This is a genomic window from Azospirillum thermophilum, from assembly GCF_003130795.1.
Taxonomy (GTDB): Bacteria; Pseudomonadota; Alphaproteobacteria; order Azospirillales; family Azospirillaceae; genus Azospirillum; species Azospirillum thermophilum.
On sequence record NZ_CP029353.1, the window covers coordinates 1884207 to 1909206 of the forward strand.

Below are 25000 nucleotides of genomic sequence, written 5' to 3' on the forward strand. Positions count from 1 at the left end.
GAAGCGGTGGTAAGCGCAGCGGCGGGGCAGCCCTACCCGGCCGCCTCCGCTTCGTCCGCCTCCGCTTCGGCCGCCTCCGGTTCGGCCGCCCCTATTCGGTGGGCGGATCGGCGGAGGGCCGGCGGCGGTCCTTCACCACCGTCAGCGGCACGTCGTCGGCGGCGATCTCGAAGATCGGATGGCCGTCCAGCAGCGAGGGGCAGCGCTTCACCTGGGTGAAGGCCAGGAAGAAGTCGGCCTTGCGCCAGTCCGGCTCGATCCCGTTGACCAGCCGCAGCCAGGGCGGCAGCTCGAACCGCACCGCCAGCGTGTTGCCGCAGACGGTCAGCGTGTACTGGCGCGGCGGCGGGTTGCCGTCATTCTCGCGCTCCACGAACTCGATCAGTTCCTGGATCGCCTCGTGCATCGAGTTGCCCCAGTAGTCCAGCTCATACTTGCCGTCGGCCCCCTTCACCCCGCCGACGAGCTGGTTGTAGTAGACATACTGGTTGGGATGCATGGTGCCGAGCTGCCAGGCATAGACCACGGCGATCACCGTCAGCGCCGCGGCGAAGGCCTGGCCGAAGGCGCGCCCCGCCCGCTCGGAAATGCTCCACAGCCGGTCGGCGGCGATGCCCGCCAGCACCACCATCGGCGGCACCAGGAACAGGAAATGGCGGATGCCGTTGTAGACCGACGGCCGCATCAGCAGGAACAGCAGGATCGGCAGGAAGGCCGACAGCGCCAGCGGGACATAGCGCACCGCCATGAAGGCGCCGGTGTGGCGCCAGCCGCCGCGCAGCAGCCAGACCGCCGCCATCACCACCGACACCGCCACCCCCAGCAGCACCGCCTCCGGCAGCTTGATCGCCAGATAGACCGGCAGATAGAGGGCCGGCGGGTCGTTGGAATGGACCATCTGGCCCATGAACAGCGTCTGGATGTCGATCGGGAAGCGCGAGACGACGCGCAGCGCCTCCAGCGGGTTCAGCGGCTTCTGCACCGCCCAGGGCCAGAACAGCGCCATCAGCCCATAGGCCACGGGCACCGCCGGCAGCATCGCCACCACCGTGTGCCGCAGGTCCTGCAGCGCCCAGCGCCCCCCCTCCTGCCGCGCGATCAGCGCGTAATAGAGCAGCGTCGCCACCAACAGGTAGAAGATGCTGAGCACCGCCCCCACGCGGATCGCCAGCGTCAGGCCCAGCACCAGCCCGAACTTCAGCACGGCGCTGCGGCCCGGCTTGGGAAGCTGCTTCAGGATGCGGGTGCCGAAATAGAGCGTCCACACCATGCCGGCGGCGAAGGGCACGTCCTTGGTGTTGTTGAACATCGCCCCGTAATAGACGCCGGTCAGCGCCAGCAGCGCCGCCGCGACGAAGCCGGCGCGCGGCCCCGCCAGCAGACGGGCATAGCGCCAGGTCCCGGCGATGCCCAGCACGCCGACCAGCGCGCAGAGCAGGTGCCGCGTCTCGTACTCCTCGAAGGGCGAGACGTGGACCAGCACGGCGACGACCAGGTCGAACAGCCCGCCATACAGGTACAGGTCCTTGAAATGGAAGGCCGACCGGTCCTGGAAGCCGCTGAGGTAATAGGACAGCAGCTTCTTGCCGTAGATGTGCTGCACCTCCTCGTCGGTGCTGACGCCGTAGCTGAGGAAGGTCAGCGAGGCGAGGATCAGCAGGCCGAGCAGGAGCGCGCGGGCAAGGTCGTCCCACAGCGCGCTGCTGCGCTGCAGGGTCAGCCCGCCGGCGGTGCCGGCGGTCCGGCCGGGCGAGACGTAGTTCATCGGCGGCCGTCCTCGCCCCGGGCATCCTGCCGGCAGGGCACCGCAGGCTCCTCCTCGAACCCGTGCGCCGGGCGCCCGTCGTCAAACCCGTGCGCGGAGCGCACGATGAACAGCGGGCGGCCCTTCACCTCGTTGAACACGCGGCCGAGATAGTCGCCGATGATGCCCAGCGTGATCAGCTGGACGCCGCCCAGGAACAGCACCGCCGCCAGCAGCGATTCATAGCCGGGCACGTCGATGCCGAAGAGCAGCGTGCGGAGCAGGCGGATGACGATGTAGACGAAGGCGAAGCCCGACACCGCCATGCCGACCAGGCTCCACACCCGCAGCGGGAAGGTGGAGAAGGCGGTCAGCCCGTCGAAGGACAGGCGAAGCAGCTTGACGAAGCCCCATTTGGTGTCGCCGCCGGCCCGCTCGCCCTGTTCATAGGGGATGCCGGTCTGGCGGAAGCCGACCCAGGCGAAGATCCCCTTCATGAACCGCGTGCGCTCCGGCATGCGGTTGATGATCTCCACCACCTTGCGGTCCATCAGGCGGAAGTCGCCGACCTCGCGGGGCAGCTTCACCTCCGACAGATGGTCGAAGACCCAGTAGAACATGCGGGCGAACAGGCGGTGCTTCAGGCTCTGCCCCACCCGCGCGTGGCGCACGGCCACCACCACGTCGTAGCCCTCGCGCCACTTGGCGATGAACTGCGGCAGCAGCTCCGGCGGGTGCTGCAGGTCGGCGTCCATCGGCACCACGGCGTCGCCGGTGGCGTGGGTCAGGCCGGCGGACAGCGCCAGCTCCTTGCCGAAGTTGCGCGACAGGTCCACCACCTTGATCCGCGGGTCGCGGGCGTGCAGCTCCAGCAGCCGCTCCAGCGTGTCGTCGCGGCTGCCGTCATTGACGCAGACCACCTCCCACTCCATCCCGCACTCGCTCTCCACCCGGCCGAGCACGGCGGTCAGGCGCTGGTGGAGCGTCGGGATGTTGGGCCCCTCGTTGTAACAGGGGATCACCACGGACAGGCGCCGGCGGCGGCCGCGCGGGCGGGCGGGAACCGGCCCGTCGGCCGCTGGCCCGTCGTCAGGGGACGGGGCAACCCGGAAGGGCGCGTCGGAGAGGGACATGGCCAGCCGTCGGATCAGATCATCGGGTGCCGGAGCGGAACGGGCAAGGCGGCGCCCCCGGCTGGCCGCATCGCCTCGCGGCGTATATCACGATCCATAGTGATGAGCAAAACGCCTCTCTTGTGGACAATGCGGGGCGAAAAGATGGGCACCGCCCGCTCCGGTCCATCCGCACGCCGCGGGTGGTCAAGGCGGGAAAACACACCATTGCGCTTTTTATTCCGTTAAGACGGCGGGGCCTGCCTGGGGCGGGACGCCGCACCGATGCCCCTTGCGCCGGCGGGCGGGGTTGGGCAAATAGGCGCCATGATCCTGACCCCGATTCCCGCCGAGCAGATTCCGCAGGCGCTCGCCGCCTTCGCGGCGAACCTCGCCGGCGAGCCGGTGGCGCTGGCGGCCTTCCGCCGCATCGCCGCCACCTGGGACCCCGCCGCGCCGGCCGACACGCCGGCGCACCGCGCGGACGCCGTCCGCCTCGCCCATGCCCACGGCATCGATACGCTGGACGAGCCGCCCAGCCGCTCCTTCATGTGGGACGGGCGGGTGATCCGCACCGACGTCGAGGCGACGGTGATCGTGCACGAGGTGGCGCACTGGCTCTGCGCCGCGCCCGAGCGCCGGCCGCTGATCGACTTCGGCCTCGGCCCGGGGCCGGAGACGACCCTGCGCAGGGAGGCCCGCGCCGACAAGCGCCTGACCTTCGAGGAGTGCATGCACGAGGAGCAGCAGACCTCGCTGCTCGGCGTGCTGTGGGAGGCGGAGCTGGGCCAGCCGGCCATCCTCGCCTTCCTGGAGCAGAACTGGATGGAGCATTGGGAGCGGCCGAGCACCGCCGCCTTCTTCCTCCGCCACGTCACCGAGCTGTTCGGGCGCGGCCTGATCGACGCCGACGGCCGTCCGGCCACCGCCCGCCCCTGGGCCGACGCCCGCCGCGCGGCCTGAGCCGGGACCGGCGCCGCGCCCGGTCGCCGCGAACATCCCCCTGTCCCATCCCGCGCCGCGTGTGCTAGCATGCCGCCGGCTGCCGCTGCCGTGCGAGCGGTCCGGTACGCGAAAAACCCCCGGACCCGCTCGCAGCGGCCGGAGCTTTGATTTTACGGGGTTCTTGGACATCGTTGAGAACGAAAGGGAACCGGATTTCCTGACCATCCGGTCAAGATCCCGGACCGCTCGAATCCGCCGCCGATTCGCGCGTCTTTTCAGCATGGTACAGGGTACCCTCTCTTCCTGGGCAGTAATGCCCAGGCCTCATTGAAGCATGCGCACGCGCATGTATATGCATGTCCCTGGAAACTCTTCCTGGGCAGTAATGCCCAGGCCTCATTGAAGCAGGCGAGACAGAACCTCTATCGCGGTGGGCTGCGCGGCCTCTTCCTGGGCAGTAATGCCCAGGCCTCATTGAAGCATCCAGGCCTGCGACATACCCGTCTTGCGGGCCACCTCTTCCTGGGCAGTAATGCCCAGGCCTCATTGAAGCGCCGTTGATGTCCTCCTCGTAGGCAGTGCGCCCCTCATCTCTTCCTGGGCAGTAATGCCCAGGCCTCATTGAAGCAACGTGCCCTCCCCGACATTCACGTCGAGGTCGCCGACCTCTCTTCCTGGGCAGTAATGCCCAGGCCTCATTGAAGCGACAGGTTTACCATTGTGCTCCTCCTGCCGCCCCTCTCTTCCTGGGCAGTAATGCCCAGGCCTCATTGAAGCCTCCCATACGGCGCGTGAGCTATCGGAGAAGATGACGACGCTCTTCCTGGGCAGTAATGCCCAGGCCTCATTGAAGCTGGGTGATGTCGGATAGTTCTGCGGCGGCTTTGATGCGCCTCTTCCTGGGCAGTAATGCCCAGGCCTCATTGAAGCTGACCGTACTCACCGTGGGACTCCAGGTACGCATTCTGTCTTCACGGGCAGTACTGACGCCGCCCCTGGAGCCCCCCTTGAAGCTCCCCTTGAAGCTCCCCCTGAAGCTTCCCGGCGGCGGCGGCGGAGCGGCCGTCCAACGTGGTTCCCCCTCTCCCTCTCCTTCGCCGGGGTTGGGCGGCCGATTGACCGTGCCGCCGCTTGGGGCCAGAAAGGAGGCCTGCCGCCGGGCGCCCCGCCCCATCCCGTCGCGCGTCAACCGAGGACTCCCATGTCGCCTTGTCCCTGCGGCTCCGGCCGCTCCTTCGCAGAATGCTGCGGTCCCATCCTGGCCGGGGAGCCGGCACCGACCGCCGAGGCCCTGATGCGGTCGCGCTACACCGCCTTCGTCCGCGGCGACCTCGACCATGTCGAGCGCACCCATGCGCCGGAGATCCGCGACGACTTCAACCGCGGCGAGGCCGAGCGCGCGGCGGCGGAGTCGGAGTGGCAGCGGCTCGACATCCTGCGCGCCGGCGAGGAGGGCGACAGCGGGACGGTCGAGTTCCTCCTCCATTTCCGCCGCGACGGCACCGACCTGCGCCACCACGAGCGGGCGACCTTCCGGCGGGAGGACGGGCGGTGGCTCTATGTCAGCGGCGAGGTGAACCCCAGGGGGGAGCCGCGCCGCGTGGTCAAGGTCGGCCGCAACGAGCCCTGCCCCTGCGGCTCGGGCCGGAAATACAAAGCCTGCTGCGGCAAGTGAGCGGAGGGGGGACGCCGTGGAACCGCGCTTCTCCTGCACGGCCTGCGGCGCCTGCTGCCATGGCTGGCTGCCGCTGACGCTGGCGGACGCCGTGGCCCATGCCGGCCGCTTCCCGCTGGCGATGGTGTGGACGCCGGTGCGGCCGAACGCCCGCTCCTACGATCTGGCGACCCGGCTCGGCGCCACGCTGCGCCTGCCCAATCGCAAGACGGTGGCGGTGCTGATCGTGCCGACCGCCTATCTGCCGCCCTCCCATCCCTGTCCGGAGCTGCGCGACGACGGCCGGTGCGCCATCCACGGGACCAAGCCGTCGCGCTGCCGCACCATGCCCTTCTATCCCTACCGCGAGGAGCGGGATCAGGCCGACCTTCTGATCCCCCGCAAGGGCTGGGCCTGCGACGTCTCCGCGGCGGCCCCGGCCGTCTACCGCAACCACACGATCCTCGACCGCACGGATTTCGACCGCGAGCGGGCGGAGCTGCTCGACCAGGCGCCGGTGATCCGGCGCTATGCCGACTACATGGTGAAGTACATGCCGTGGATCCTCGGCGAGCTGGCGAAGTTGCCCCCCGGACCTGCCGGCGGCTCCCTCGTCACCAGCCTGTCCTCCTTCCTCACCGCCACCCGCCGGCCGGACGCCGCGCAGATCGCCGCGGCCCAGGCGCCGCTGTTCCAGGCGATGGCCGGGCGGACCCGCGACGATCCGGCGCTGCGCGACTATCACCGCAACTACGCCGGATGGGCCCGGGAGATGGAGGCGCTGGCGCGGCGCGCCTCGGCCCAGCCCACGCCCCCACCGGCTCAGGACGCGACGTAGCGCACCGGGTCCGGCAACCCGGCCTCGGCGAAGCCCTTCAGCCGCAGCAGGCAACTGTCGCACCGGCCGCAGGCCGCCCCGTCCGGCGCCGGGTCGTAGCAGGAATGGGTCAGGCCGTAATCCACCCCCAGCTCCAGCCCGCGCCGGATGATCCCCGCCTTGTCGAGCCGCATCAGCGGCGCGTGGATCTTGAACCGGCTGGTGCCCTCGACCCCCGCCCGGGTGGCGAGGTTGGCCAGCGTCTCGAAGGCCTGGATGAACTCCGGCCGGCAGTCGGGATAGCCCGAATAGTCCAGCGCGTTGACGCCGATGAACAGGTCCTGCGCCCCCAGCACCTCGGCCCAGGCCAGCGCGAAGGACAGGAAGACGGTGTTGCGCGCCGGAACATAGGTGACGGGGATGCCCTCCCCCGGTCCGGCGGCTCTGTCATGCTTGGGCACCGCGATGTCGTCGGTCAGGGCCGAGCCGCCGAAGGCCCGCAGGTCGATGTCGGCGACGACGTGGCGCTCCACCGCCATGGCGGCGGCCACCCGCCGGGCGGCCTCCAGCTCCACCGCATGGCGCTGGCCGTAGCGGAAGCTCAGCGCGTTGACGCGATAGCCCTCCGCCCGGGCGATGGCGATCACCGTCGTCGAATCGAGCCCGCCGCTGACCAGCACCACCGCGTCCCTACCCATTTCCGCCTCCTTATTCCCCTGGCTCTTTTCCCCTGGCCCCGGACGGCGCCATACTGGCCGGCAGAACCGCTGCAAGGGAAGAGACCGTTGACCGTTCCCCCGACCGACCGCGGCATCTATCGTGGAATGGACGCCGCCGAGATCGACCGCCAATACAATTTCCGCAGGATGGTGCCCGACCATCCCGCCGCCTTCGCCCGCTGGACGGAGGCGAGCGCCGCGACCCGCGCCGCCCGCCGCGCCCTGCTCGATATCCCGACCGGGCCGCACCCGCGCCAGCGGCTCGACCTCTTCCCGGCCGGCGAGGGGGCGCCACTGCTCGCCTTCATCCACGGCGGCTACTGGCGCGCCCTGTCGAAGGAGTATTTCTCTTTCCTGGCCGACCCCTGGCTCGACCGCGGCGTGGCGGTGGCGCTGATCGGCTATGGCCTCTGCCCCGACGTGACGTTCGGGACGCTGATCGACCATGTGCGGGGCGGCGTCGCCTGGCTGGCCGGCCATGGCGCGGCGCATGGGGTGGACCCGGCGCGGATCGTGCTCTCCGGCCATTCGGCGGGCGGCCACCTGACCGCCCTGCTCGCCTCCACCCCCGGCGCGCCGCTGGCCGGCGGCGTCTGCCTCAGCGGCATCTACGACCTGGAGGCGATGCTGTCCTTCGAGGCGAACGAGGCGCTGCGTCTCGACCTGCCGGCCGCCCGCCGGCTGAGCCCGCTGACCCTGGTGCCGCAGGGCGAGGCGCCGCCGCTGGTGCTGGCCCTGGGGCGGAGGAGAGCCCGGACATGCACCGCCAGCAGGACGACTATGCCGCGGCCTGGAGCGCCGCCGGCCACCGGGTCGGCAAGTTGGACGAGCCCGGCGCCAACCACTTCACCGTGGTCGACCGCCTCGCCGATCCCGCCAGCGCCCTGTTCGCGGCGACGATGGCGCTCCTGAAGGGGTGAAAGCGCCGGCCGGACCGGGGCCGCCGTGGATCACCGCGTCGGCCCGCCCTCTTCCCGATCCTGGGCGCCATGCCAGATGCGCAGGATCTCCACCGCGGCCGGCGTGATCCGGTACACGATGACATAGGGCCAGATCGTCATGATCTCGCGCGTGCCGGGCACGAGGCCGGGACGTCCGCGTTCGGGCAGATACTCCAGCCTGTCGCAGGCGGACAGGATCTGCACGGCGATCCGGGAAGCCGCTGCCGGGTTCCGTTCGCCGATATAGGCACGGATGGTGGCGAGGTCGCGCTGCGCCGCCCGCGTGACGACGATTCTCATGCCGGCGGCGGCAATTCCCGGTCGGTTCCCCAGGACAGCAGCCAGCGGCGCACCTTTTCATAGGGCACCACCTGCCCGGCATCCGCGTCGGCCAGCCCCTCCCGCACCGCGTCGGCGAAGGCTTCAGTCCCTGAGTCGCAAGACCGGTCGCAAGACTGGTCGGCAGGATGCGGTTTTGCCATGGGGGCCTCCCTCTTCCCATGAAGGTAAGGGGAGACGGCGCCGCCGGCAACCGCCATGCCATGACCGCCGCCGCCAGCCGGAACAAGCCGGCCAAAACAAAAAGGCGCCATCCCGAAGGACAGCGCCTTTTTTGTGTGCGACCCCGGCTCCACAGGAACCAGATGGCGGATGGGGGGAGATTCGAACTCCCGATACCCTTGCGGGTATGCCGCATTTCGAGTGCGGTGCATTCAACCGCTCTGCCACCCATCCGCGGCACCCTGGTTGCGGGGTGGCGCGGAACCTAGCGGAACGGATCGGGGTGTGCAAGCGTTTCTTTGCGGAAAAATGCACCGCTGATACACGCCAAGCCTGTTGACTCCGGGGGGCTCCTGCGTATAAATCCCCGCTCTCACGAACGGGCTTGCACCTCAGACGGTGGGCGAGCGGCCCGCCGTTTGTTTTGAAATAGGCAGTGACGACGATGTTTGCAGTGATCCGCACCGGCGGCAAGCAGTACAAGGTCGCCAATGGCGACGTGATCCGCGTTGAGAAGCTCGAGGCCGAGGCCGGCGCTTCCATCACGCTCGACGACGTGCTGATGGTGAGCGACGGCGGCAACGTTCAGGTCGGATCGCCGACCGTTGCCGGCGCGGCTGTGGTGGCCGAGGTGGTCGCCCAGGATCGCGGCCCGAAGATCATCGTCTTCAAGAAGAAGCGCCGCCAGAACTACCGCCGCAAGAACGGCCATCGCCAGGACCTGACCGTCCTGCGCATCACCGAGATCAAGGGCGCGGCCTGACCGGCCGGCGTCGCTTCCAAGAGACCAGGAGTAACACCCCATGGCACACAAAAAGGCTGGCGGCTCCTCGCGCAACGGCCGCGACTCCGCCGGCAAGCGCCTCGGCGTGAAGCGCTTCGGCGGTGAGGTCGTCCTCGCCGGCAACATCCTCGTGCGTCAGCGCGGCACCCAGTTCCACCCGGGCGAGAACGTCGGCATCGGCCGCGATCACACCCTGTTCGCCCTGGTCAACGGCCAGGTGGCGTTCAAGCGCAGCTCGGGCGGCCGCACCTACGTGCAGGTCGTCGAGGCTGCCAACGACGCGGCTCCGGCGGTCGCGGCCGAGTAACTTACTCGTCCGGCCCGTACGCAAGCCCGTACGTTTTGCGATGAAGTCGGGGGACCGGGCGACCGGCCCCCGATTTTTGTTTTTGATTTGCGCGCCCGCCGCTCCGATCTATCGGGGATCGGGCCGGTGTCCGGCGCGCGGCGGTTCTCTTTGACGGGCACGGGTCCCATGAAGTTCCTCGACCAGGCCAAGGTGTACTTGAAGAGCGGCGACGGCGGCCCCGGTGCCGTGGCGTTCCGCCGCGAGAAGTTCATCGAGTTCGGCGGCCCCGACGGCGGTGACGGCGGGCGCGGCGGCGACGTGGTGTTCGAGGTGGTGGACGGCCTGAACACCCTGATCGACTACCGCTACAAGCAGCACTTCAAGGCGCCGCGCGGCCATCACGGCATGGGCGCCAACCGCAACGGCGCCCGCGGCGCCGACGTGGTGCTGCGCGTCCCGGTCGGGACCCAGATCCTGGACGAGGACCAGGAGACGGTCCTGCTCGACCTGACGGAGGCCGGGCAGCGCGTCGTCTTCCTCAAGGGCGGCGACGGCGGCTTCGGCAACGCCCATTACAAGACCCCGACGAATCGGGCGCCGCGCAAGTGCCATCCCGGCTGGCCGGGGCAGGAGCGCTGGGTCTGGCTGCGGCTGAAGCTGATCGCCGACGCCGGTCTGGTCGGGCTGCCCAACGCCGGCAAGTCCACCTTCCTGGCCGCCACCACCGCGGCGAAGCCCAAGATCGCCGACTATCCCTTCACCACCCTCACCCCCAACCTGGGCGTCGTCCGCGCCGGCGGGGAGGAGTTCGTCATGGCCGACATCCCCGGCCTGATCGAGGGCGCGCACGAGGGGCACGGGCTGGGCGACCGCTTCCTCGGCCATGTCGAGCGCACGCGGATCCTGCTGCACCTGATCGACGGCACCGCCGACGACGTGGCCGGCGCCTACCGCACCATCCGCACCGAGCTGGAGGCCTATGGCGGCAACCTTGCCGACAAGCCGGAGATCATCGGGCTGAACAAGGCCGACGCCCTGCTCGACGAGGAGATCGCCGGGAAGAAGGCGGCGCTGGAAGCCGAATCGGGGGCCGAGGTGATGGTGCTGTCGGGCGCCACCGGCCAGGGCGTGCAGCAGGTGCTCTACCGTCTGCTGACCGCCATCAAGGAGTCGAAGGCGGCGGAGCCGGGGATCATCAACGCTCCCGCCACCCGTTCCATCCCGCGCCCGCCGGTCGGCCAGAAGATGGCCGAGGAGACGGAGGACGGTCTGGTCTGGGACGAGGAGCTCGGCGACTGGGTCGAGGTCGACCAGGGGGCCGCCGGCGGGTCGCCGGCCGCCGCGGACGACCTGGAAGACGATCTGGACGATGCCGATCTGGAAGACGGCGATCTCGACGAGACCGATATCGACGAGGATGGGGCCGGGGACGCCGGTTCCGACGATGAAGACGAATCCGGAGACGATGATGGCGACGCCGACGGGGCAAGTGGCCACGATGGGGACGGCGAAGGAAAGCACGGGGACGGCCGCTGAGCCCCCCACCCTGCTCGATGCGCGGCGGCTGGTCGTCAAGATCGGCTCCGCCCTGCTGGTGGACGGCGCCACCGGCCGGATCCGGCGCGACTGGCTGGATGCGCTGGCCGACGACGTCGCCGCCTGCCGCCGGCGCGGACAGGAGGTGGTGATCGTCACCTCCGGCGCCGTCGCCTGCGGGCGCGAGCATCTCGGCCTCGTCGGCCGGGCGCTGCGGCTGGAGGAGAAGCAGGCCGCCGCGGCCACCGGCCAGATCCGCCTCGCCCACGCCTACCAGGAAACGCTGGCCCGCCACGACGTCACCGTCGCCCAGGTGCTGGTGACGCTGGAGGACACCGAGGTGCGGCGGCGCCACCTGAACGCCCGCAGCACCATCGACACGCTGCTGAAGCTCGGCGCCGTCCCGGTCATCAACGAGAACGACACGGTCGCCACCGCGGAGATCCGCTTCGGCGACAACGACCGCCTCGCCGCCCGCGTCGCCCAGATGATCAGCGCCGACACGCTGATCCTGCTCTCCGACATCGACGGGCTCTACACCGCCGACCCGCGCAAGGACCCCGACGCCCGCCACATCCCGGTGGTGCGCGAGCTGACCCCGGAGATCGAGGGCATGGCCGGCGAGCCGCCGCCCGGCTACAGCTCCGGCGGCATGGTGACCAAGATCGCCGCCGCCCGCGTGGCGCTGTCGGCCGGCTGCCGCATGGCGATCGCCAAGGGCAAGCGGATGAACCCGCTGGCCGCGCTGGAGAAGACGGCGGAGGACGGCGGCGCGCTCTGCACCTGGTTCCTGCCCTCGGCCGAGCCCTCCAACGCCCGCAAGGCCTGGATCGCCGGCCATCTGAACGCGTCGGGCGTGCTGGTGGTGGACGATGGCGCGCTGCGGGCGCTGTCCCACGGGGCGAGCCTGCTGCCGGCCGGCGTGAAGGAGGTGGTGGGCCAGTTCGACCGCGGCGACGTGGTGATCGTCCGCACCCCCGACGGCCGCGAGGTCGCCCGCGGCCTCAGCGCCTACGGGGCGGAGGACGCCCGCCGCATCGCCGGCCGCAAGAGCCACGAGATCGAGACGATCCTCGGCTACCACGGCCGCGACGAGATGATCCACCGCGACGATCTGGTGGTGCGCTGACCGACCGCCCGGCTCAGCCGGCCCGGGCGCCCCGCTGCGTCCGGGCCGGAGTCAGCTCCGCATAGGGCACGCTGCTGCCGCAAGGTTTGCAGACCGCCAGCAATTGGTTCCCTTCCTGGCGGACGATGCGCGCGCAATCCGGCTTGTCGCAGGCCAGCGGCAGCCTGCTCTTCCCGTCACACGCCCTGCAGTGCAGGTGGAAGCTGTAGCCCCGCTGGACTTCCACATCGCTGCTGCCGCAATGCCGGCATCTCTTTTCCGGCAGGGCACAGGCCGCGGGCGCGGGAGGCGTCGGGGGGACCGCGGCAGGCGGCTGCGTGGTCGGCGTTCCCGCCACGGACGAGAAGGGCCGCCTCACCGGAGGCCGTCCGGCCGGAACGGCCGGATGCACGACCGCGGCGGCAGGGCCCGGGACGGCTTTGCCATCGAGCGGAGGCGTGACGGTGAAAGTCACCGGCATCCTGACCGCCGGCAAGGCCGGCCCAGTTGCGGCTGCCGGCTGCGCCGGCCGCATGATGGTTGCCGGCTGCGCCGGCCGCATGATGGTTGCCGGCTGCGCCGGCTTGGGGGCCGGCTGCCGCACCGGCGCGTCCGACGGATGCAGCGGGCTGTGCCGCTCGCGCAGGAACCCCGCGACCGCCGACAACTGCTCCTGCGACCAGCCCTTGAACCGGGAGGCCAGAGACCCGAGCAGACCGCCGCCGCCTGCCTGATCCGTCAGCAGATCGAGGATCCGCTCAGTCACCTGGTCGGCCTTCAGCAGCTCGGGCAGAGGCGGATTGGCCGGCCGCCCGATGATCCCCTGGTCGGACACGGCGACGAGGATGTCGCAACGCAAAGTGGTGAACGGCCTCCTGAACCCCTGGCGGGTCCGGAGTTCGGCGGGCACCTCCGCCTCCAGGTACTTCAGCAGGAAGTCCGCCTGCAGGCGGGCCTGGATAATGGGCGACTGCATTCCGTGCCAGTCGCCGTCGTGGAACCGGCTCCACTCCTTATGCTCGTTGACCTGGATCCGGGTCGAAACACTCTTGCTCTCCACGATGATCACGCCGAACCGGCTCAGGACCAGATGATCGATCTGCGCCGCATCGCCGCCACGCACCAGTCGAAGCCCGTTCAGGACGACGACGTCCCGGCGATCTCCGAAGACGCGCCGCAGGTAAAAGGCCATCTGCTCCTCGGCCTTGTGGCCGGCACGCGAAAAGCGGTCGTTCCCGGTCGGCCGATCGGGTTCCTTGAGGATCATGATCTGTTGCAAGCCCGTTGCTGCCCAGTGACTGATTACAAGAGTATTCACGTCATCTCCGCCATGCGGAGAAATGGGACAGAATTACCTATCCGGGACTTTATCTACGCGACAAAGTAGCGCAACCGCAAGGGACCGGCCCCATATAGGACGGATTATCCGCTGAAGAAGGAATTTTGTCAGGTGGTCAGACGCCCTCCCCTCCAGGCCGTGCTGTGGGACATCGACGGGACGCTGCTCGACAGCGAGCCCTGGCACCAGCGCGCCACCATCGCCGTGTGCCGCCGCCACGGGCACGAGATGACCGAGGAGGATTACGCCGGTTCTCTCGGCATCGCCTTTCCGGAATTCTACCGGCAGATCACCGCCGTCCGCCCGATGGCGCTCAGCTTCCGCGAATGGGCCGACGCCATCACCGACCTCTATCTGGAGCGGATCGACGAGGTGGAGGTGCGCGAGGGTGCCATCGCCCTGGTCGAAGGCTTCGCGGCGCGCGGGCTGAAGCAGGCCTGCGTCTCCAACAGCGGCCGCCGCGTCGTCGAGGCCAACCTCGACCGCATGGGCGTGCCGCATTTCGACTTCGCCATCAGCCGCGACGACGTCGCCAACGGCAAGCCGCATCCCGAGCCCTATCTGCGGGCGGCGGAGCGGCTGGGCGTCGCGCCGGAAGCCTGCGCGGTGATCGAGGACAGCCCGACCGGCGTGCGCAGCGCCATGGCGGCCGGCATGCTGACCATCGCCTGGCCGCAGCACCCCCATGTGGTGTTCGAGGCGGTGGACCACTGGGTGGAGGACCCCGCCTCGCTCGACTGGGACGCGCTGTGCGGCCTCGACCGTGCCGCTCAGGCCTTCTCGATGAAGAAGTAGACCGTCATCACCACGCCGACGAGGATGACGAACTTGCGCAGGATGGGCGGCGGGATGCGGCGGGCGACCGACGCCCCGGCATAGCCGCCGGCCATCGCGGCGACCAGCATGATCAGCCCCTCGGTCCAGTAGACCGCGCCGCCGACGACGAAGGCGACCACCGCCACCGCGTTCAGGCAGCCGGACACCAGCGCCTTCAGCCCGTTCATCGCGTGCAGGTCGGTCAGGCCGAAGACGCCGAGAGTCGCCAGGATCAGGATGCCGATCCCGCCGCCGAAATAGCCGCCGTAGATGGCGATGAGGAACTGCGCGACCAGCACCGCGCCATGGCCGACATGGAAATTCTGCCGGACCCAGGTGGAGATCTTCGGGCCGAAGGCGAACAGCACCGTGGCGAACAGCAGCAGCCAGGGCACGATCGCCTCGAACAGCCGCTCCGGCGTCCACAGCAGCAGCAGCGCCCCCAGCAGCCCGCCGACCAGGCTGACCCCCAGGAAGACCGGCAGGTCGATCTCGGTGATCCGCCCCAGCTCGCGCCGGTAGCCGTAGGCGCTCGCCAGCGCGCCGGGCGACACCGCGACGGTGCTGGTGGCGTTGGCGTTCAGCGGCGGCACGCCCGCCAGCACCAGGGCGGGAAAGGTCAGGAAGCTGCCGCCCCCCGCCACGGCGTTCAGCACGCCGGCGAAGAAGGCGGAGACGATCAGCAGAAGGGTCAGCATCGGCGGGCGGCGTCCGGCGGCAGGTGGGCGGGGTGGGGCCTGGACTATGCCTTGAACCGCGCCGGTTGTGTCATGCCTTTTCTTCTCCCCCGTCTTCTCCCCCGTCTTCTGCGCCTGCCCCCGCCTCAGCTCCGCGGCGGCAGGGTCCGCAGGAAGGTGACCAGCCGGTCGAGGTCGGCCGGGTCGATGGATTTGTAGAAATGGAAGGCCATCGGCGGCCCCAGCCGCGTGCCGTCCGGCCGGACGCCCTCGGTGACCGCCCGCTTGATCTCGGCGTCCGACCAGCGGCCGAGCCCCCGCTCGGGGTCGGAGGTGATGTTGCGCGCCACCGTCTCGCCCCAGGGGCCGCGGAAGACTTGGCCGCCGGCCCCCGCCCGCGCCATGTCGCGCCGGCCGCCGGGCAGCATCGGCGTGTGGCACTCCAGGCAATGGCCGAGCGGCCCGGCCATGTAGGCGCCGTAGCGGACCGGATCGTCCTTCGGCACGTCCGGCACCCTGCCGGTCGGCGGGCCGTAGGAGGCCGGCATCGGCATGGCGTATTCCGACCGCGGGACGAGGTTCTTCACCGGCCGCACGCTGCGCAGATAGGCGACGATGGCCGCCGCGTCGCTGTCGGAGATGCCCTTGTAGAACTCGAACGGCATCGGCGGGCCGATCAGCGAGCCGTCCTGCCGCACCCCGTCGCGGATGGCGCGGACGAGCTGCGCGTCGCTCCAGCGCCCGATTCCCGTCTCGGGCTCCGGCGTGATGTTGGACCCGTAGGCCGTGAAGGCCTGCTCGACGAAGGGCGTGCCGCCCGCCAGCTCCATTCCCGGCAGCGGCCCGTCCGGCCCCTGCGGGGTGTGGCAGTTGCCGCAGGCGGCGATGCCGTTGACCAGGGCACGGCCACGCTCCACCAGGTCATCCGCCCGCACCGCCGGAACGCAAGCCAGCAGCAGGGCGGCCGCGGCAAGGCCGCAGCGCAGGGTGATCATCTCTCTCCTCACCGTTTGTCGGGTTATGGAAGGGACGCTACGCACGCAATCGACCCCGCGCCACACGCATTGTAGGTATGCGGATTATCTGTCTTTCAAATAATCTCGACCGGGATAGCGCACGGTCTCCCGGCACCGCATGGCAGGCACGACTTCCCCCGCGCCGCCGGACGGGATACTGTCTCGCCCTCTTCCACGGAGACGAGTGCCATGTCCGCCCTGAATGACTCCGCCGACCTGACCAGCGCCAGCCTGCACGACCGGATGCTCGCCCTCGGCACGGCCGCCCGCGCCGCCGCCGCCGGGCTGGCGACCGTGCCAGGACCGGCGAAGGACCGGGCCTTGCGGGCGGCGGCGGCGGCGCTGCGCTCCCGCAAGGCGGAGATCCAGGCGGCCAACGACCGCGACGTCGCCGCCGCGGCCGCGCGCGGCCTCGCCGGCCCGATGATCGAGCGCCTCACCCTGAACGACGCCCGGATCGAGGCGATGGCCAAGGGGCTGGAGGACATCGCCGACTTCCCCGATCCCATCGGCACGGTGCTGGCCGAATGGACGCGGCCCAACGGCCTGCTCATCCAGCGCGTGCGCGTGCCGCTCGGCGTGATCGGCATCATCTACGAAAGCCGGCCCAACGTGACCGCCGACGCCGGCGGGCTCTGCCTGAAGTCGGGCAACGCCGCCGTCCTGCGCGGCGGATCGGAGAGCTTCCATTCCTCCCGCGCCATCGCCGACTGCCTCGTCCAGGGCCTGCGCGAGGCCGGGCTGCCGGAGGCGGCGATCCAGCTCGTCCCCACCACCGACCGCGCCGCGGTGGGCGAGATGCTGACCATGCGCGACCACATCGACGTGATCGTGCCGCGCGGCGGCAAGTCGCTGATCCAGCGCATCGCGGAGGAGAGCCGCATCCCGGTCATCAAGCATCTCGACGGCAACAACACCGTCTATGTCGACGGCGCCGCCGACCTGGAGAAGGCGCGCAAGGTGGTGCTGAACGCCAAGATGCGCCGCACCTCGATCTGCGGGGCGGCGGAAACCCTGCTTGTCGACCGCCGGCTGGCCGACAGCGCCCTGCCCGTCCTGGTGAAGGACCTGCTGGATGCCGGCTGCGCCGTGCGCGGCGACGCCGCCGCCCGCGCGGTGGATCCGCGGGTGACCCCGGTGTCGCCGGAGGACTGGGACACCGAGTATCTCGACGCCATCATCGCCTGCGGCGTGGTCGACGGGGTGGACGCGGCGGTGGAGCACATCAACCGCCACGGCTCCCACCACACCGACAGCATCGTGACCGAGGATCCGGCGGCGGCGGAGCGGTTCCTGCAGCGGGTCGACAGCGGCATCGTGCTGTGGAACGCCTCCACCCAGTTCGCCGACGGCGGCGAGTTCGGCATGGGGGCGGAGATCGGCATCTCCACCGACAAGTTCCACGCCCGCGGCCCGGTCGGGGCGGAGCAGCTCACCAGCTACAAGTATGTCGTGCGCGGCGATGGGCAGACGCGGCCCTGACCGCCCGGCGCCGCACCGCTACTCCGGGCCGCGCTACCGGGGGCTGGCCGTCGGCCTGCTCGGCGGGTCGTTCAACCCGGCCCATGCCGGGCACCGGCACGTCAGCCTCTATGCGCTGAAGCGGCTGGGGCTCGACCGGGTGTGGTGGCTGGTCAGCCCGCAGAACCCGCTGAAGTCGCCCGCCGGCATGGCCGCGCTGGCCGACCGGCTGGCGGAGGCGCGGCGGGTGGCCGCCCATCCGCGCATCGAGGTGACGGCGCTGGAGACCACGCTCGGCACCCGCTACACCGCCGACACGCTGCGCCGGATGACGCGCCTGTTCCCCGGAACGCGCTTCGTCTGGCTGATGGGGGCGGACAATCTGCGGCAAATCCCCCGCTGGCGGGCCTGGACGGCGATATTCCGGATGGTGCCCGTTGCAGTCTTCGCCCGGCCCACTTATTCTTTGGGTGCGCTGAACGGCCTTGCCGCTCGGCGTTTTGCCCGTAGGCGGGTGACCGTGCACGGGGTCAAGCGGCTGGCGCGCCGGAAGACACCGGTCTGGGCGTTCCTCCGGAACCCTTTGCACCCGGCCTCCGCCACGGCGATCCGGAGGGCGCGTGCCCCCGGGTCGTGACCCTGTATCAACGAGGTTGGTCCCATCAGTACTCAGATCGAACAGGCCGCTTCCACCTTGCGGCCATCAGCCGTCCCGCAGGCCCTGGAGCCGCAGGACCTCAAGGCGCTCATCGAGACGTCCCTGGACGAAGACCAGGCGGACGACGTCGTGGCGATCGATCTCGCCGGCAAGACCACCATCGCGGATTACATGATCGTGGCCTCGGGCCGCAACGCCCGGCACATCGCGGCCATGGCCGCCAAGATCGCCGACAGGCTGAAGCAGGCCGGCGTCCGCGGGGTGGAGACGGAGGGCCTCGCCCAGTGCGACTGGGTGCTGGTCGATGCCGGCGACGTCATCGTCCACCTGTTCCGACCGGAGGTCCGGACCTTCTACAACATCGAAAAGATGTGGGGTCTCGACCTGCCGCGGCCGTCCACCGCCAGGATGAGCGCCTGACCGGCCCCGGCCGGACGGGCGCCGCCTGAGGGGACCCCGGAAGAACGAAGGGGGACGTCGATGCGCCTTTGGCTCGCCGCCGTCGGGCGGTCGCGGGGCGGACCGGCGCGCGACCTCTACGAGGAGTATGCCGGCCGGCTGGGCTGGCCGCTCACCCTGCGCGAGGTCGAGGTGAAGAAGCGCCTGCCGCCGGACGAGCTGAAACGGCAGGAGGCGGAGCTTCTGCTCTCCGCCATCCCCGCCGGCGCCGTGGTGGTGGCGCTGGACGAACGGGGCAGGACCATCACCAGCGAGGATTTCGCCACCCGCATCGGGGGGTGGCGTGACCGCGGGGCCGGCGACATCGCCTTCCTGATCGGGGGGGCGGACGGCCATGGGGACGCGGTCCGGACGCGCGCCGACTTCCTGCTGGCTCTCGGTGCCATGACCTGGCCGCACATGCTGGTCCGGGGCATGCTGGCCGAGCAACTCTACAGGGCGCAACAGATTCTGGCTGGACATCCCTATCACAGGGCATAGACCACAAACAGACCGATCCTCCCATTCCACGGGCGATCCCCTTTGCGCGGCGCCCCCTAGCCAAGGCATCAAGAGGTTGCGATGACGTCACCCACCACTGGCAGTTCCCGGCCCCGCCCCGTCGTGCTGTGCATCCTGGACGGTTGGGGCTACCGCGAGGAGCGCGAGGACAACGCCATCGCGCAGGGCAGCACCCCGAACTGGGACCGGCTGTGGCAGCAGGGCCCGACCGCCTTCCTGGAGGCGAGCGAGGAGGAGGTCGGCCTGCCCAAGGGCCAGATGGGCAACTCCGAGGTCGGCCACATGAATCTCGGCGCCGGCCGCGTCGTCATGCAGGACCTCGTGATGATCGACCACGCGATCGTCGAGGGCGAGCTGGAGCGCAACAAGGCGCTGAACGACCTGATCGCAACCCTGCACCGGACCGGCGGCCGCTGCCACCTGATGGGGCTGCTGTCGCCGGGCGGCGTCCACTCCCACCAGGACCACATCGCCGCGCTGGCCGGCGTGCTGTCGCGCGAGGGCGTCCCGGTCGAGGTCCACGCCTTCACCGACGGCCGCGACGTGCCGCCGCAGAGCGCCAGGGACCAGGTGGCCGAGTTCATGGCCGACATCCACGAGCTGGCCGGCGTCTCGGTGGCGACCGTCAGCGGCCGCTACTACGCCATGGACCGCGACAAGCGCTGGGACCGCGTCGCCAAGGCCTATGCCGCCCTGGTGCGGGCGGAGGGCGAGCGCGCCGCCGACCCGATCCAGGCGATCGAGCAGAGCTACGCCGCCGGCAAGCATGACGAGTTCATCCTGCCGACCGTGATCGACGGCTATGCCGGCATGAAGGACGGCGACGCCATCCTGATGGCCAATTTCCGCGCCGACCGCGCCCGCGAGATCCTCGGCGCCTTCGTCGAGGAGGGCTTCGACGGCTTCGACCGCGGCACGGCGCCCAAGCTGTCGGCCGCCGTCGGCATGGTCGAGTATTCGGCCTCGCTCGCCAGGCTGATGACGACCATCTTTCCGCCCAAAACCCTGACCAACGTGCTGGGACAGGTGGTCAGCGAGGCCGGATTGACGCAGTTGCGCATCGCCGAGACGGAGAAGTACCCCACGTCACCTTCTTCTTCAACGGTGGCGAGGAGACGGTCTATCCCGGCGAGGACCGCATCCTGGTCCCGTCGCCCAAGGTCGCGACCTACGACCTGCAGCCGGAGATGTCGGCCGCCGAGGTGACGGACAAGGTGGTCGCCGCGGTGGACAGCGGCAAGTACGACCTCGTCGTCATCAACTACGCCAACCCGGACATGGTCGGCCACACCGGCATGCTCGACGCCGCGATCAAGGCGGTGGAGACGGTCGACCGCTCGGTCGGCAGCCTGGCCGAGGCGGTGCGGCGCCAGGGCGGCGTGATGCTCGTCACCGCCGACCACGGCAACTGCGAGCTGATGAAGGACCCGGACAACGGCGGCCCGCACACCGCCCACACGCTGGACAAGGTTCCGCTGGTGCTGGTCAACGGCCCGGCCGGGGCGGCGCTGACCAGCGGCCGTCTCGCCGACGTGGCGCCGACCCTGCTCGACCTGATGGGGCTGCCCAAGCCGGCCGAGATGACCGGCCACACCCTGCTGGTCCGCAGCGCCGCCCGCGCGGCTGCGGAATAACGCATGGCCCGTCCCCTCGCCCGTCCTCTTCCCCCTCCCCTGTCCCGGTTCGCGGCGTCCGCCCCTGCGGCAGGCGCCGCGGCGGTCCGGGAGGAGGCGGGAAGGCCCCTCTCCGTCGAGGGGCGGGGGACGGGGCGAGGGGGCGGCTCCTCGCCCTGTCCGTCCTTCTGGCATCGCCCGCCCTCGCCCTCGCCCCCGCGCCCGTCCTCGCCCAATCCCCCCAGCCCCAATCTTCCCAGCCCCAATCTTCCCAGCCACAGGCCGACTCGCCCGGACAGTCGCTGAAGCGGGTGGAGCAGGAGCTTCAGGCCGACCGCGCCCGGCAGAAGCAGCTCGAACGCCAGTCCCAGTCGATCCAGGGCGAGCTCGAAACCTTGCGCGCCCGCCTGATCGGCCTCGCCGACGAGGCCCGCGCGCAGGGGGCAGAGCTGGACCGCCTCGAACAGTCCCTCGCCGGGCTGGAGCAGGAGGAGCGCGAGCGCAGCGCCCGGCTGGAGGGCGAGCGCCAGCAGATCGCCACCCTTCTCGGCGCGCTGCAGCGCCTCGCCCGCATTCCGCCGGAGGCGGCGATCGCCCGGCCCGGCGGCGCGGTGGACACGCTGCGCTCCGCCCTGCTGCTGCGCGACACGGTTCCCGAACTCAAGGCGCGGGCCGACGCCCTGTCCGACGCCCTGACGGCGCTGGCCGCAACGCGCGAGGCGCTGGAAGGCCAGCGCCGCCGCGCGCTGGACGCCCGCAAGGCGCTGGAGGCCCGGCAGGCGGAGATGGCGCAGCTCGTCGCCCGGCGCGAGGAGCTGTCGCGCCAGACCGACGAGGAGCGCATCCGCGTCGGCCAGCACATGGCCAGCTCACCAACCAGGCCGGCGACCTGCGCCAGCTCATGGACCGCATCGAGGCGGAGCGCCGCGCCGCCGCCGAGGCCGCCGCCCGCCGCGAGGCCGAGCGGCGCGAGGCCGAACGCCGGGAGGCGGAACGCCGCCTCGCCGAACAGCGCGAGGCCGAACGGCGCCTCGCCGCCCAGAAGGAGGCCGAACGCCGCGAGGCGGAGCGCAAGCTGGCCGAACTGAAGGCCGCCGAGCAGCGCGAGGCCGCCCGCAAGGCGGAGGAGGAGCGCAAGGCGCGCGACGCGGCGGAGGCGGAGGCCGCCATCGCCCGGCGGGCGCCCGACCCGCCGGCCGGTCCCCGCCTGCCGGTGGGCGGCCGCATCCTCGTCCAGTACGGCGAGACCGACCGTTACGGCGCCACCAGCCGCGGGCTGACCATCCAGGCGCGCGGCGGCGCCCCGGTGGTGGCCCCGCAGGCCGGTTCGATCATGTTCGCCGGCCCCTTCAAGGGCTATGGCCAGATATTGATCGTGGAACACGGCAACGGATATCATAGTCTTATTGCGGGATTGGGCCGGATCGACACGGCCGTGGGCAAGCGGGTGGCCGCCGGGGAACCGGTCGGACTCATGCCGGCGGACGGGTCTCCGGATCTGTACTTCGAGCTGCGACGCAACGGTCAGCCGATCAATCCGCAGCGCGGGTTCGGCGCCCCGGAGGGGAAAGGACAAGGCTAGATGAGGATGATGAAGCGTGCCGTCACCGCGGCGGCCCTGGTTTTCCTGGGCGCGGGTGTGGCCACCGTGACCGCGCAGTCCGGCAGTTCCAACACGTCGGAGACCTACCGCCAGCTCAACCTGTTCGGCGACGTCTTCGAACGGGTGCGGGCGGAATATGTGGAACAGGTCACCGACGAGCAGCTGATCGAAACCGCGATCAACGGCATGCTCACCTCGCTCGACCCGCATTCCAGCTACCTGAACAAGAAGAGCTTCCAGGACATGCAGGTCCAGACCCGCGGCGAGTTCGGCGGGCTCGGGATCGAGGTCACCATGGAGAACGGCCTGGTCAAGGTCGTCTCGCCGATCGACGACACCCCGGCCTTCCGCGCCGGCCTGCAGCCGGGCGACCTGATCGTCCAGCTCAACGGCGAGCCGGTGATGGGCCTCAGCCTGAACGAGGCGGTGGAGAAGATGCGCGGCCCCGTGGGCAGCGAGCTGAAGCTGACCGTGCGCCGCGGCGAGGCGGGCGAGCCCTTCGAGGTGACGCTGAACCGCGCCGTCATCAAGGTGCAGTCGGTCCGCTTCCGCACCGAGGGCGACATCGGCTACGTCCGCATCACCAGCTTCAACGAGCAGACCCAGCAGGGGCTGGAGAAGGCGATCTCCGCGATCCAGCAGCAGGTGGGCGACAAGCTGAAGGGCTACGTGCTCGACCTGCGCAACAATCCGGGCGGCCTGCTCGACCAGGCGGTGTCGGTGTCCGACACCTTCCTCGACAAGGGCGAGATCGTCTCGACCCGCGGCCGCAAGTCGGAGGAAGGCACCCGCTTCAACGCCAAGCCGGGCGACCTGACCAAGGGCCTGCCGCTGGTGGTGCTGATCAACGGCGGCTCGGCCTCCGCGTCGGAGATCGTCGCCGGCGCGCTGCAGGACCACAAGCGCGCCATCGTCATGGGCACCCAGTCCTTCGGCAAGGGCTCCGTCCAGACCATCATCCCGCTGCCCGGCCACGGCGCGATGCGGCTGACGACGGCGCGCTACTACACGCCGTCGGGCCGCTCGATCCAGCAGCTCGGCATCACGCCGGACATCGAGGTGCACGCCGCCCGCGTGGAGGACCTCGACCAGAACATCATCCGGCGCCGCGAGTCCGACCTGAAGGGGGCGCTGCGCAACCCCGACGCCGCCAACCAGAACCAGCCGCCGAAGCCGGCGACCACCAGGCCGGCCCCCGGCCAGCCCGGCGCCGGCAACGCCCCGGCTCCCGGTGCCGCCCCGAACGGCGCCCCCGGTGCGGCCCCGGGTGCGGCCCCGGGAGCGAATGCGCCGGCCGATCCGGACGCGCCGGCCGCGGCGGCGAACGGCCAGCAGCCCTTCGACAACCAGCTCGCCCGCGCGCTGGACCTGCTGCGGGGTGTCGCCCTGTTCCAGGCCCGCGCCAGCGCCCGCTGACGCCGAGGGGAGCGCCGACCGGTGAACGCCGCCGCCCTGCTGGGCCGCCTGAAGCTCGTCCCGAAATTCCCCCGTCCCAGGCTGCGGATGGGCAAGCCGGGGATGGGATGGCTGTCGCGTTTCAGGCGGCCACGGCCGGGCGGCGGGCCGGGACAGGGCGGGCCGAAGGCCCCTCTCCCCCGGGCGGCGCTGGCCGCCTGGGGCGTCTTCCTTCTGGGGCTGGCCGGCATCGCCGGCTGGCTCGCCTATGAGGCGCCGCACACGCTGGAGGCCCGCGAGGCCGCCATGCCCAAGGTGACGGTGGCGGTCCAGGGGCTGCCCGCGCCGCCGCCCGCCGCCCAGCCGCCGGCCCCGCCCGCCGCTCCGGCCCAGACGGCGCAGGCTCCCGCCGCGGCGCCGGCCCAGCCTGCCCAAGCGCCCGCACCACCTCCCGCCGCACCTCCCGCCATGCCCCTGCCCGACCCGGCGGCGCCGGTGCAGCTCACACCGGCCCCGGTGCCGGGGCTGGTGGAGGACAGCCGCAACGGCCCGCTGCCCCGCATCGCCGAGGACGGGCGCAAGCCCTGGCAGGTCTATGCCCGGCCCTTCCCCCTCGCCGACAAACGGCCGCGCATCGCCATCGTGATGACCGACATGGGGCTGAGCGGGGTGACGACCGGCAACGCGCTGGCCAAGCTGCCGCCCGGCGTCACGCTGGCCTTCGTTCCCTTCGCCGAGCGGCTCGACAACTGGGTGGAGCGCGCCCGCGGCAAGGGGCACGAGGTCATGCTGTCCATCCCGATGGAACCGCTGACCTACCCGCGCGACGATCCCGGCCCCAACGCGCTGCTGACCATGCTGGCGCCCGACCGCAACCTGGAACGGCTGGAATGGTCGCTGGGCAAGGCGATGGGCTATGTCGGGATCACCAGCACGACGGGCAGCAAGTTCACCGCCAATCCCGACGCCATGCGGCCGGTGATCGACGTGCTGAAGGCGCGCGGCCTGCTCTATCTCGACGCCCGCGTCAACCCGAAGAGCGCCGGGGCGCCGCTCGCCACCCTGGCCGGCGTGCCGCGGGCCATCGCCGACAAGGTGATCGACCGCGACCTGTCGCGCGGCGCCATCGACGACCAGCTCCGCGAGCTGGAGACGATCGCCAGGGCCAACGGGGCCGCCGTCGGCATCGGCTCCCCCTATCCCACCACGGTGGAGCGCATCGCGCTGTGGATGACGGCGCTGGCCGACCGCGGCTTCGTGCTCGCCCCGGTTTCCGCCGTGGTGAACCTGCAGAAGCAACCGTGAGCCCCAC

General features: G+C 70.7%; 25 protein-coding genes, 1 tRNA gene, 1 pseudogene and 1 CRISPR repeat array. Of the genes and pseudogenes, 18 read left to right on the top strand and 9 right to left on the bottom strand.

Features of this window, described 5'->3' with window-relative positions:
- Nucleotides 1-91: 91 nt before the first annotated feature.
- Nucleotides 92-1765 carry a glycosyltransferase family 39 protein gene (locus tag DEW08_RS15195; RefSeq protein ID WP_109328488.1) on the bottom strand — a complete coding sequence of 558 codons (1674 nt, stop codon included), beginning with the start codon at nt 1763-1765 and terminating at the stop codon, nt 92-94.
- Complete coding sequence (locus DEW08_RS15200; protein WP_109328490.1) at nt 1762-2877, bottom strand: glycosyltransferase family 2 protein; 1116 nt, start codon at nt 2875-2877, stop codon at nt 1762-1764. The genes DEW08_RS15195 and DEW08_RS15200 overlap by 4 nt, the downstream gene beginning before the upstream one ends.
- A 306-nt stretch (nt 2878-3183) precedes the next feature.
- Here DEW08_RS15200 and DEW08_RS15205 point away from each other — a divergent pair, with 306 nt between their 5' ends.
- The 3 genes from DEW08_RS15205 (at nt 3184) to DEW08_RS15215 (ending at nt 6293) form a co-directional block, all read left to right on the top strand.
- The gene (locus tag DEW08_RS15205) at nt 3184-3819 is read left to right on the top strand and encodes a hypothetical protein (RefSeq protein ID WP_109328492.1); all 636 of its coding nucleotides are present in this window, start codon (nt 3184-3186) and stop codon (nt 3817-3819) included.
- Nucleotides 3820-4098: 279 nt separating this feature from the next.
- A CRISPR array of direct repeats spans nt 4099-4731; the repeat unit is 37 nt; unit sequence CTCTTCCTGGGCAGTAATGCCCAGGCCTCATTGAAGC.
- Between the two features lie 271 nt (nt 4732-5002).
- Nucleotides 5003-5476, top strand: coding sequence for a YchJ family protein (locus DEW08_RS15210; RefSeq protein ID WP_109328494.1), 474 nt, complete (start codon nt 5003-5005; stop codon nt 5474-5476).
- Between the two features lie 16 nt (nt 5477-5492).
- Nucleotides 5493-6293: a YkgJ family cysteine cluster protein gene (locus tag DEW08_RS15215; protein WP_109328496.1), complete on the top strand. Its 801-nt coding sequence runs from the start codon at nt 5493-5495 to the stop codon at nt 6291-6293.
- On the opposite strand, the gene queC is transcribed toward DEW08_RS15215, so the two are convergent.
- The gene (gene queC, locus DEW08_RS15220) at nt 6278-6970 is read right to left on the bottom strand and encodes a 7-cyano-7-deazaguanine synthase QueC (protein ID WP_109328498.1); all 693 of its coding nucleotides are present in this window, start codon (nt 6968-6970) and stop codon (nt 6278-6280) included. The genes DEW08_RS15215 and queC overlap by 16 nt on opposite strands.
- 87 nt (nt 6971-7057) lie before the next feature.
- Between queC and DEW08_RS15225 the strand changes: the two genes are divergently transcribed.
- Nucleotides 7058-7903, top strand: coding sequence for an alpha/beta hydrolase (locus DEW08_RS15225; protein ID WP_109328500.1), 846 nt, complete (start codon nt 7058-7060; stop codon nt 7901-7903).
- A 38-nt stretch (nt 7904-7941) separates the two neighbouring features.
- On the opposite strand, the gene DEW08_RS15230 is transcribed toward DEW08_RS15225, so the two are convergent.
- The 3 genes from DEW08_RS15230 to DEW08_RS15240 all read right to left on the bottom strand — a co-directional run bounded on the left by DEW08_RS15230 (nt 7942) and on the right by DEW08_RS15240 (nt 8667).
- Nucleotides 7942-8232 (bottom strand): type II toxin-antitoxin system RelE/ParE family toxin, encoded by a 291-nt coding sequence (locus tag DEW08_RS15230; protein WP_109328502.1) that lies wholly within the window; start codon nt 8230-8232, stop codon nt 7942-7944.
- Complete coding sequence (locus DEW08_RS15235; RefSeq protein WP_109328504.1) at nt 8229-8414, bottom strand: CopG family transcriptional regulator; 186 nt, start codon at nt 8412-8414, stop codon at nt 8229-8231. The genes DEW08_RS15230 and DEW08_RS15235 overlap by 4 nt, the downstream gene beginning before the upstream one ends.
- A 163-nt stretch (nt 8415-8577) precedes the next feature.
- Nucleotides 8578-8667 (bottom strand) — tRNA-Ser (locus tag DEW08_RS15240).
- Between the two features lie 211 nt (nt 8668-8878).
- On the opposite strand from DEW08_RS15240, the gene rplU reads away from it, so the two are divergent.
- From rplU to proB, 4 genes are all read left to right on the top strand, one after another.
- Nucleotides 8879-9196 carry a 50S ribosomal protein L21 gene (gene rplU / locus DEW08_RS15245; RefSeq protein WP_109328506.1) on the top strand — a complete coding sequence of 106 codons (318 nt, stop codon included), beginning with the start codon at nt 8879-8881 and terminating at the stop codon, nt 9194-9196.
- Between the two features lie 40 nt (nt 9197-9236).
- Complete coding sequence (gene rpmA / locus DEW08_RS15250; RefSeq protein ID WP_109328508.1) at nt 9237-9524, top strand: 50S ribosomal protein L27; 288 nt, start codon at nt 9237-9239, stop codon at nt 9522-9524.
- A 168-nt stretch (nt 9525-9692) separates the two neighbouring features.
- On the top strand, nt 9693-11042 hold the full coding sequence (obgE, locus tag DEW08_RS15255) for a GTPase ObgE (RefSeq protein ID WP_109328510.1): 1350 nt from the start codon (nt 9693-9695) through the stop codon (nt 11040-11042).
- The gene (proB, locus tag DEW08_RS15260) at nt 11005-12171 is read left to right on the top strand and encodes a glutamate 5-kinase (protein WP_109328512.1); all 1167 of its coding nucleotides are present in this window, start codon (nt 11005-11007) and stop codon (nt 12169-12171) included. Before obgE ends, proB begins: the two co-directional genes overlap by 38 nt.
- A 13-nt stretch (nt 12172-12184) precedes the next feature.
- Here the strand turns inward: proB and DEW08_RS15265 are convergent, their stop codons facing one another.
- Nucleotides 12185-13429: a nuclease-related domain-containing protein gene (locus DEW08_RS15265; RefSeq protein WP_146214691.1), complete on the bottom strand. Its 1245-nt coding sequence runs from the start codon at nt 13427-13429 to the stop codon at nt 12185-12187.
- A gap of 171 nt (nt 13430-13600) precedes the next feature.
- Between DEW08_RS15265 and DEW08_RS15270 the strand changes: the two genes are divergently transcribed.
- Nucleotides 13601-14284 carry an HAD family hydrolase gene (locus DEW08_RS15270; protein WP_109328516.1) on the top strand — a complete coding sequence of 228 codons (684 nt, stop codon included), beginning with the start codon at nt 13601-13603 and terminating at the stop codon, nt 14282-14284.
- Here the strand turns inward: DEW08_RS15270 and DEW08_RS15275 are convergent.
- Nucleotides 14260-15003 (bottom strand): sulfite exporter TauE/SafE family protein, encoded by a 744-nt coding sequence (locus tag DEW08_RS15275; protein ID WP_109328518.1) that lies wholly within the window; start codon nt 15001-15003, stop codon nt 14260-14262. The two genes, DEW08_RS15270 and DEW08_RS15275, sit on opposite strands and share 25 nt — an antisense overlap.
- A 125-nt stretch (nt 15004-15128) precedes the next feature.
- Entirely contained in the window at nt 15129-15977 is an 849-nt protein-coding gene (locus DEW08_RS15280; protein ID WP_109328520.1) for a c-type cytochrome, read from the bottom strand.
- Between the two features lie 219 nt (nt 15978-16196).
- Between DEW08_RS15280 and DEW08_RS15285 the strand changes: the two genes are divergently transcribed.
- The 9 genes and pseudogenes from DEW08_RS15285 to DEW08_RS15320 all read left to right on the top strand — a co-directional run bounded on the left by DEW08_RS15285 (nt 16197) and on the right by DEW08_RS15320 (nt 24993).
- Entirely contained in the window at nt 16197-17480 is a 1284-nt protein-coding gene (locus tag DEW08_RS15285) for a glutamate-5-semialdehyde dehydrogenase (RefSeq protein WP_211107219.1), read from the top strand.
- Nucleotides 17461-18096, top strand: a complete 636-nt coding sequence (locus tag DEW08_RS15290; protein WP_109328525.1) for a nicotinate-nucleotide adenylyltransferase — start codon at nt 17461-17463, stop codon at nt 18094-18096. Before DEW08_RS15285 ends, DEW08_RS15290 begins: the two co-directional genes overlap by 20 nt.
- A 57-nt stretch (nt 18097-18153) precedes the next feature.
- Complete coding sequence (rsfS, locus tag DEW08_RS15295) at nt 18154-18537, top strand: ribosome silencing factor (RefSeq protein WP_245986295.1); 384 nt, start codon at nt 18154-18156, stop codon at nt 18535-18537.
- A 60-nt stretch (nt 18538-18597) separates the two neighbouring features.
- Nucleotides 18598-19056, top strand: a complete 459-nt coding sequence (gene rlmH / locus DEW08_RS15300; RefSeq protein WP_109328529.1) for a 23S rRNA (pseudouridine(1915)-N(3))-methyltransferase RlmH — start codon at nt 18598-18600, stop codon at nt 19054-19056.
- An 81-nt stretch (nt 19057-19137) separates the two neighbouring features.
- Nucleotides 19138-20711 (top strand): annotated as a pseudogene (gene gpmI / locus DEW08_RS15305) (2,3-bisphosphoglycerate-independent phosphoglycerate mutase).
- Between the two features lie 290 nt (nt 20712-21001).
- Complete coding sequence (locus DEW08_RS32420; protein ID WP_245986297.1) at nt 21002-21778, top strand: murein hydrolase activator EnvC family protein; 777 nt, start codon at nt 21002-21004, stop codon at nt 21776-21778.
- A gap of 221 nt (nt 21779-21999) precedes the next feature.
- A complete protein-coding gene (locus DEW08_RS32425; protein ID WP_245986647.1) occupies nt 22000-22272 on the top strand; it encodes a murein hydrolase activator EnvC family protein in 273 nt (90 codons plus the stop codon).
- Nucleotides 22273-23709 (top strand): S41 family peptidase, encoded by a 1437-nt coding sequence (locus DEW08_RS15315; protein WP_109328531.1) that lies wholly within the window; start codon nt 22273-22275, stop codon nt 23707-23709. It begins immediately after the preceding gene.
- A gap of 21 nt (nt 23710-23730) precedes the next feature.
- Entirely contained in the window at nt 23731-24993 is a 1263-nt protein-coding gene (locus tag DEW08_RS15320) for a divergent polysaccharide deacetylase family protein (RefSeq protein WP_245986298.1), read from the top strand.
- Nucleotides 24994-25000: the final 7 nt, after the last annotated feature.

Bases quoted from the DNA above. Each gene is read 5' to 3' on its own strand.
- DEW08_RS15195 (WP_109328488.1), bottom strand. From the start codon at position 1,765: ATGAACTACGTCTCGCCCGGCCGGACCGCCGGCACCGCCGGCGGGCTG.
- DEW08_RS15200 (WP_109328490.1), bottom strand. From the start codon at position 2,877: ATGTCCCTCTCCGACGCGCCCTTCCGGGTTGCCCCGTCCCCTGACGAC.
- DEW08_RS15205 (WP_109328492.1), top strand. From the start codon at position 3,184: ATGATCCTGACCCCGATTCCCGCCGAGCAGATTCCGCAGGCGCTCGCC.
- DEW08_RS15210 (WP_109328494.1), top strand. From the start codon at position 5,003: ATGTCGCCTTGTCCCTGCGGCTCCGGCCGCTCCTTCGCAGAATGCTGC.
- queC (WP_109328498.1), bottom strand. From the start codon at position 6,970: ATGGGTAGGGACGCGGTGGTGCTGGTCAGCGGCGGGCTCGATTCGACG.
- DEW08_RS15230 (WP_109328502.1), bottom strand. From the start codon at position 8,232: ATGAGAATCGTCGTCACGCGGGCGGCGCAGCGCGACCTCGCCACCATC.
- DEW08_RS15235 (WP_109328504.1), bottom strand. From the start codon at position 8,414: ATGGCAAAACCGCATCCTGCCGACCAGTCTTGCGACCGGTCTTGCGAC.
- rplU (WP_109328506.1), top strand. From the start codon at position 8,879: ATGTTTGCAGTGATCCGCACCGGCGGCAAGCAGTACAAGGTCGCCAAT.
- rpmA (WP_109328508.1), top strand. From the start codon at position 9,237: ATGGCACACAAAAAGGCTGGCGGCTCCTCGCGCAACGGCCGCGACTCC.
- obgE (WP_109328510.1), top strand. From the start codon at position 9,693: ATGAAGTTCCTCGACCAGGCCAAGGTGTACTTGAAGAGCGGCGACGGC.
- proB (WP_109328512.1), top strand. From the start codon at position 11,005: ATGGGGACGGCGAAGGAAAGCACGGGGACGGCCGCTGAGCCCCCCACC.
- DEW08_RS15275 (WP_109328518.1), bottom strand. From the start codon at position 15,003: ATGCTGACCCTTCTGCTGATCGTCTCCGCCTTCTTCGCCGGCGTGCTG.
- DEW08_RS15280 (WP_109328520.1), bottom strand. From the start codon at position 15,977: ATGATCACCCTGCGCTGCGGCCTTGCCGCGGCCGCCCTGCTGCTGGCT.
- DEW08_RS15290 (WP_109328525.1), top strand. From the start codon at position 17,461: ATGGGCAGACGCGGCCCTGACCGCCCGGCGCCGCACCGCTACTCCGGG.
- rlmH (WP_109328529.1), top strand. From the start codon at position 18,598: ATGCGCCTTTGGCTCGCCGCCGTCGGGCGGTCGCGGGGCGGACCGGCG.
- DEW08_RS15315 (WP_109328531.1), top strand. From the start codon at position 22,273: ATGAGGATGATGAAGCGTGCCGTCACCGCGGCGGCCCTGGTTTTCCTG.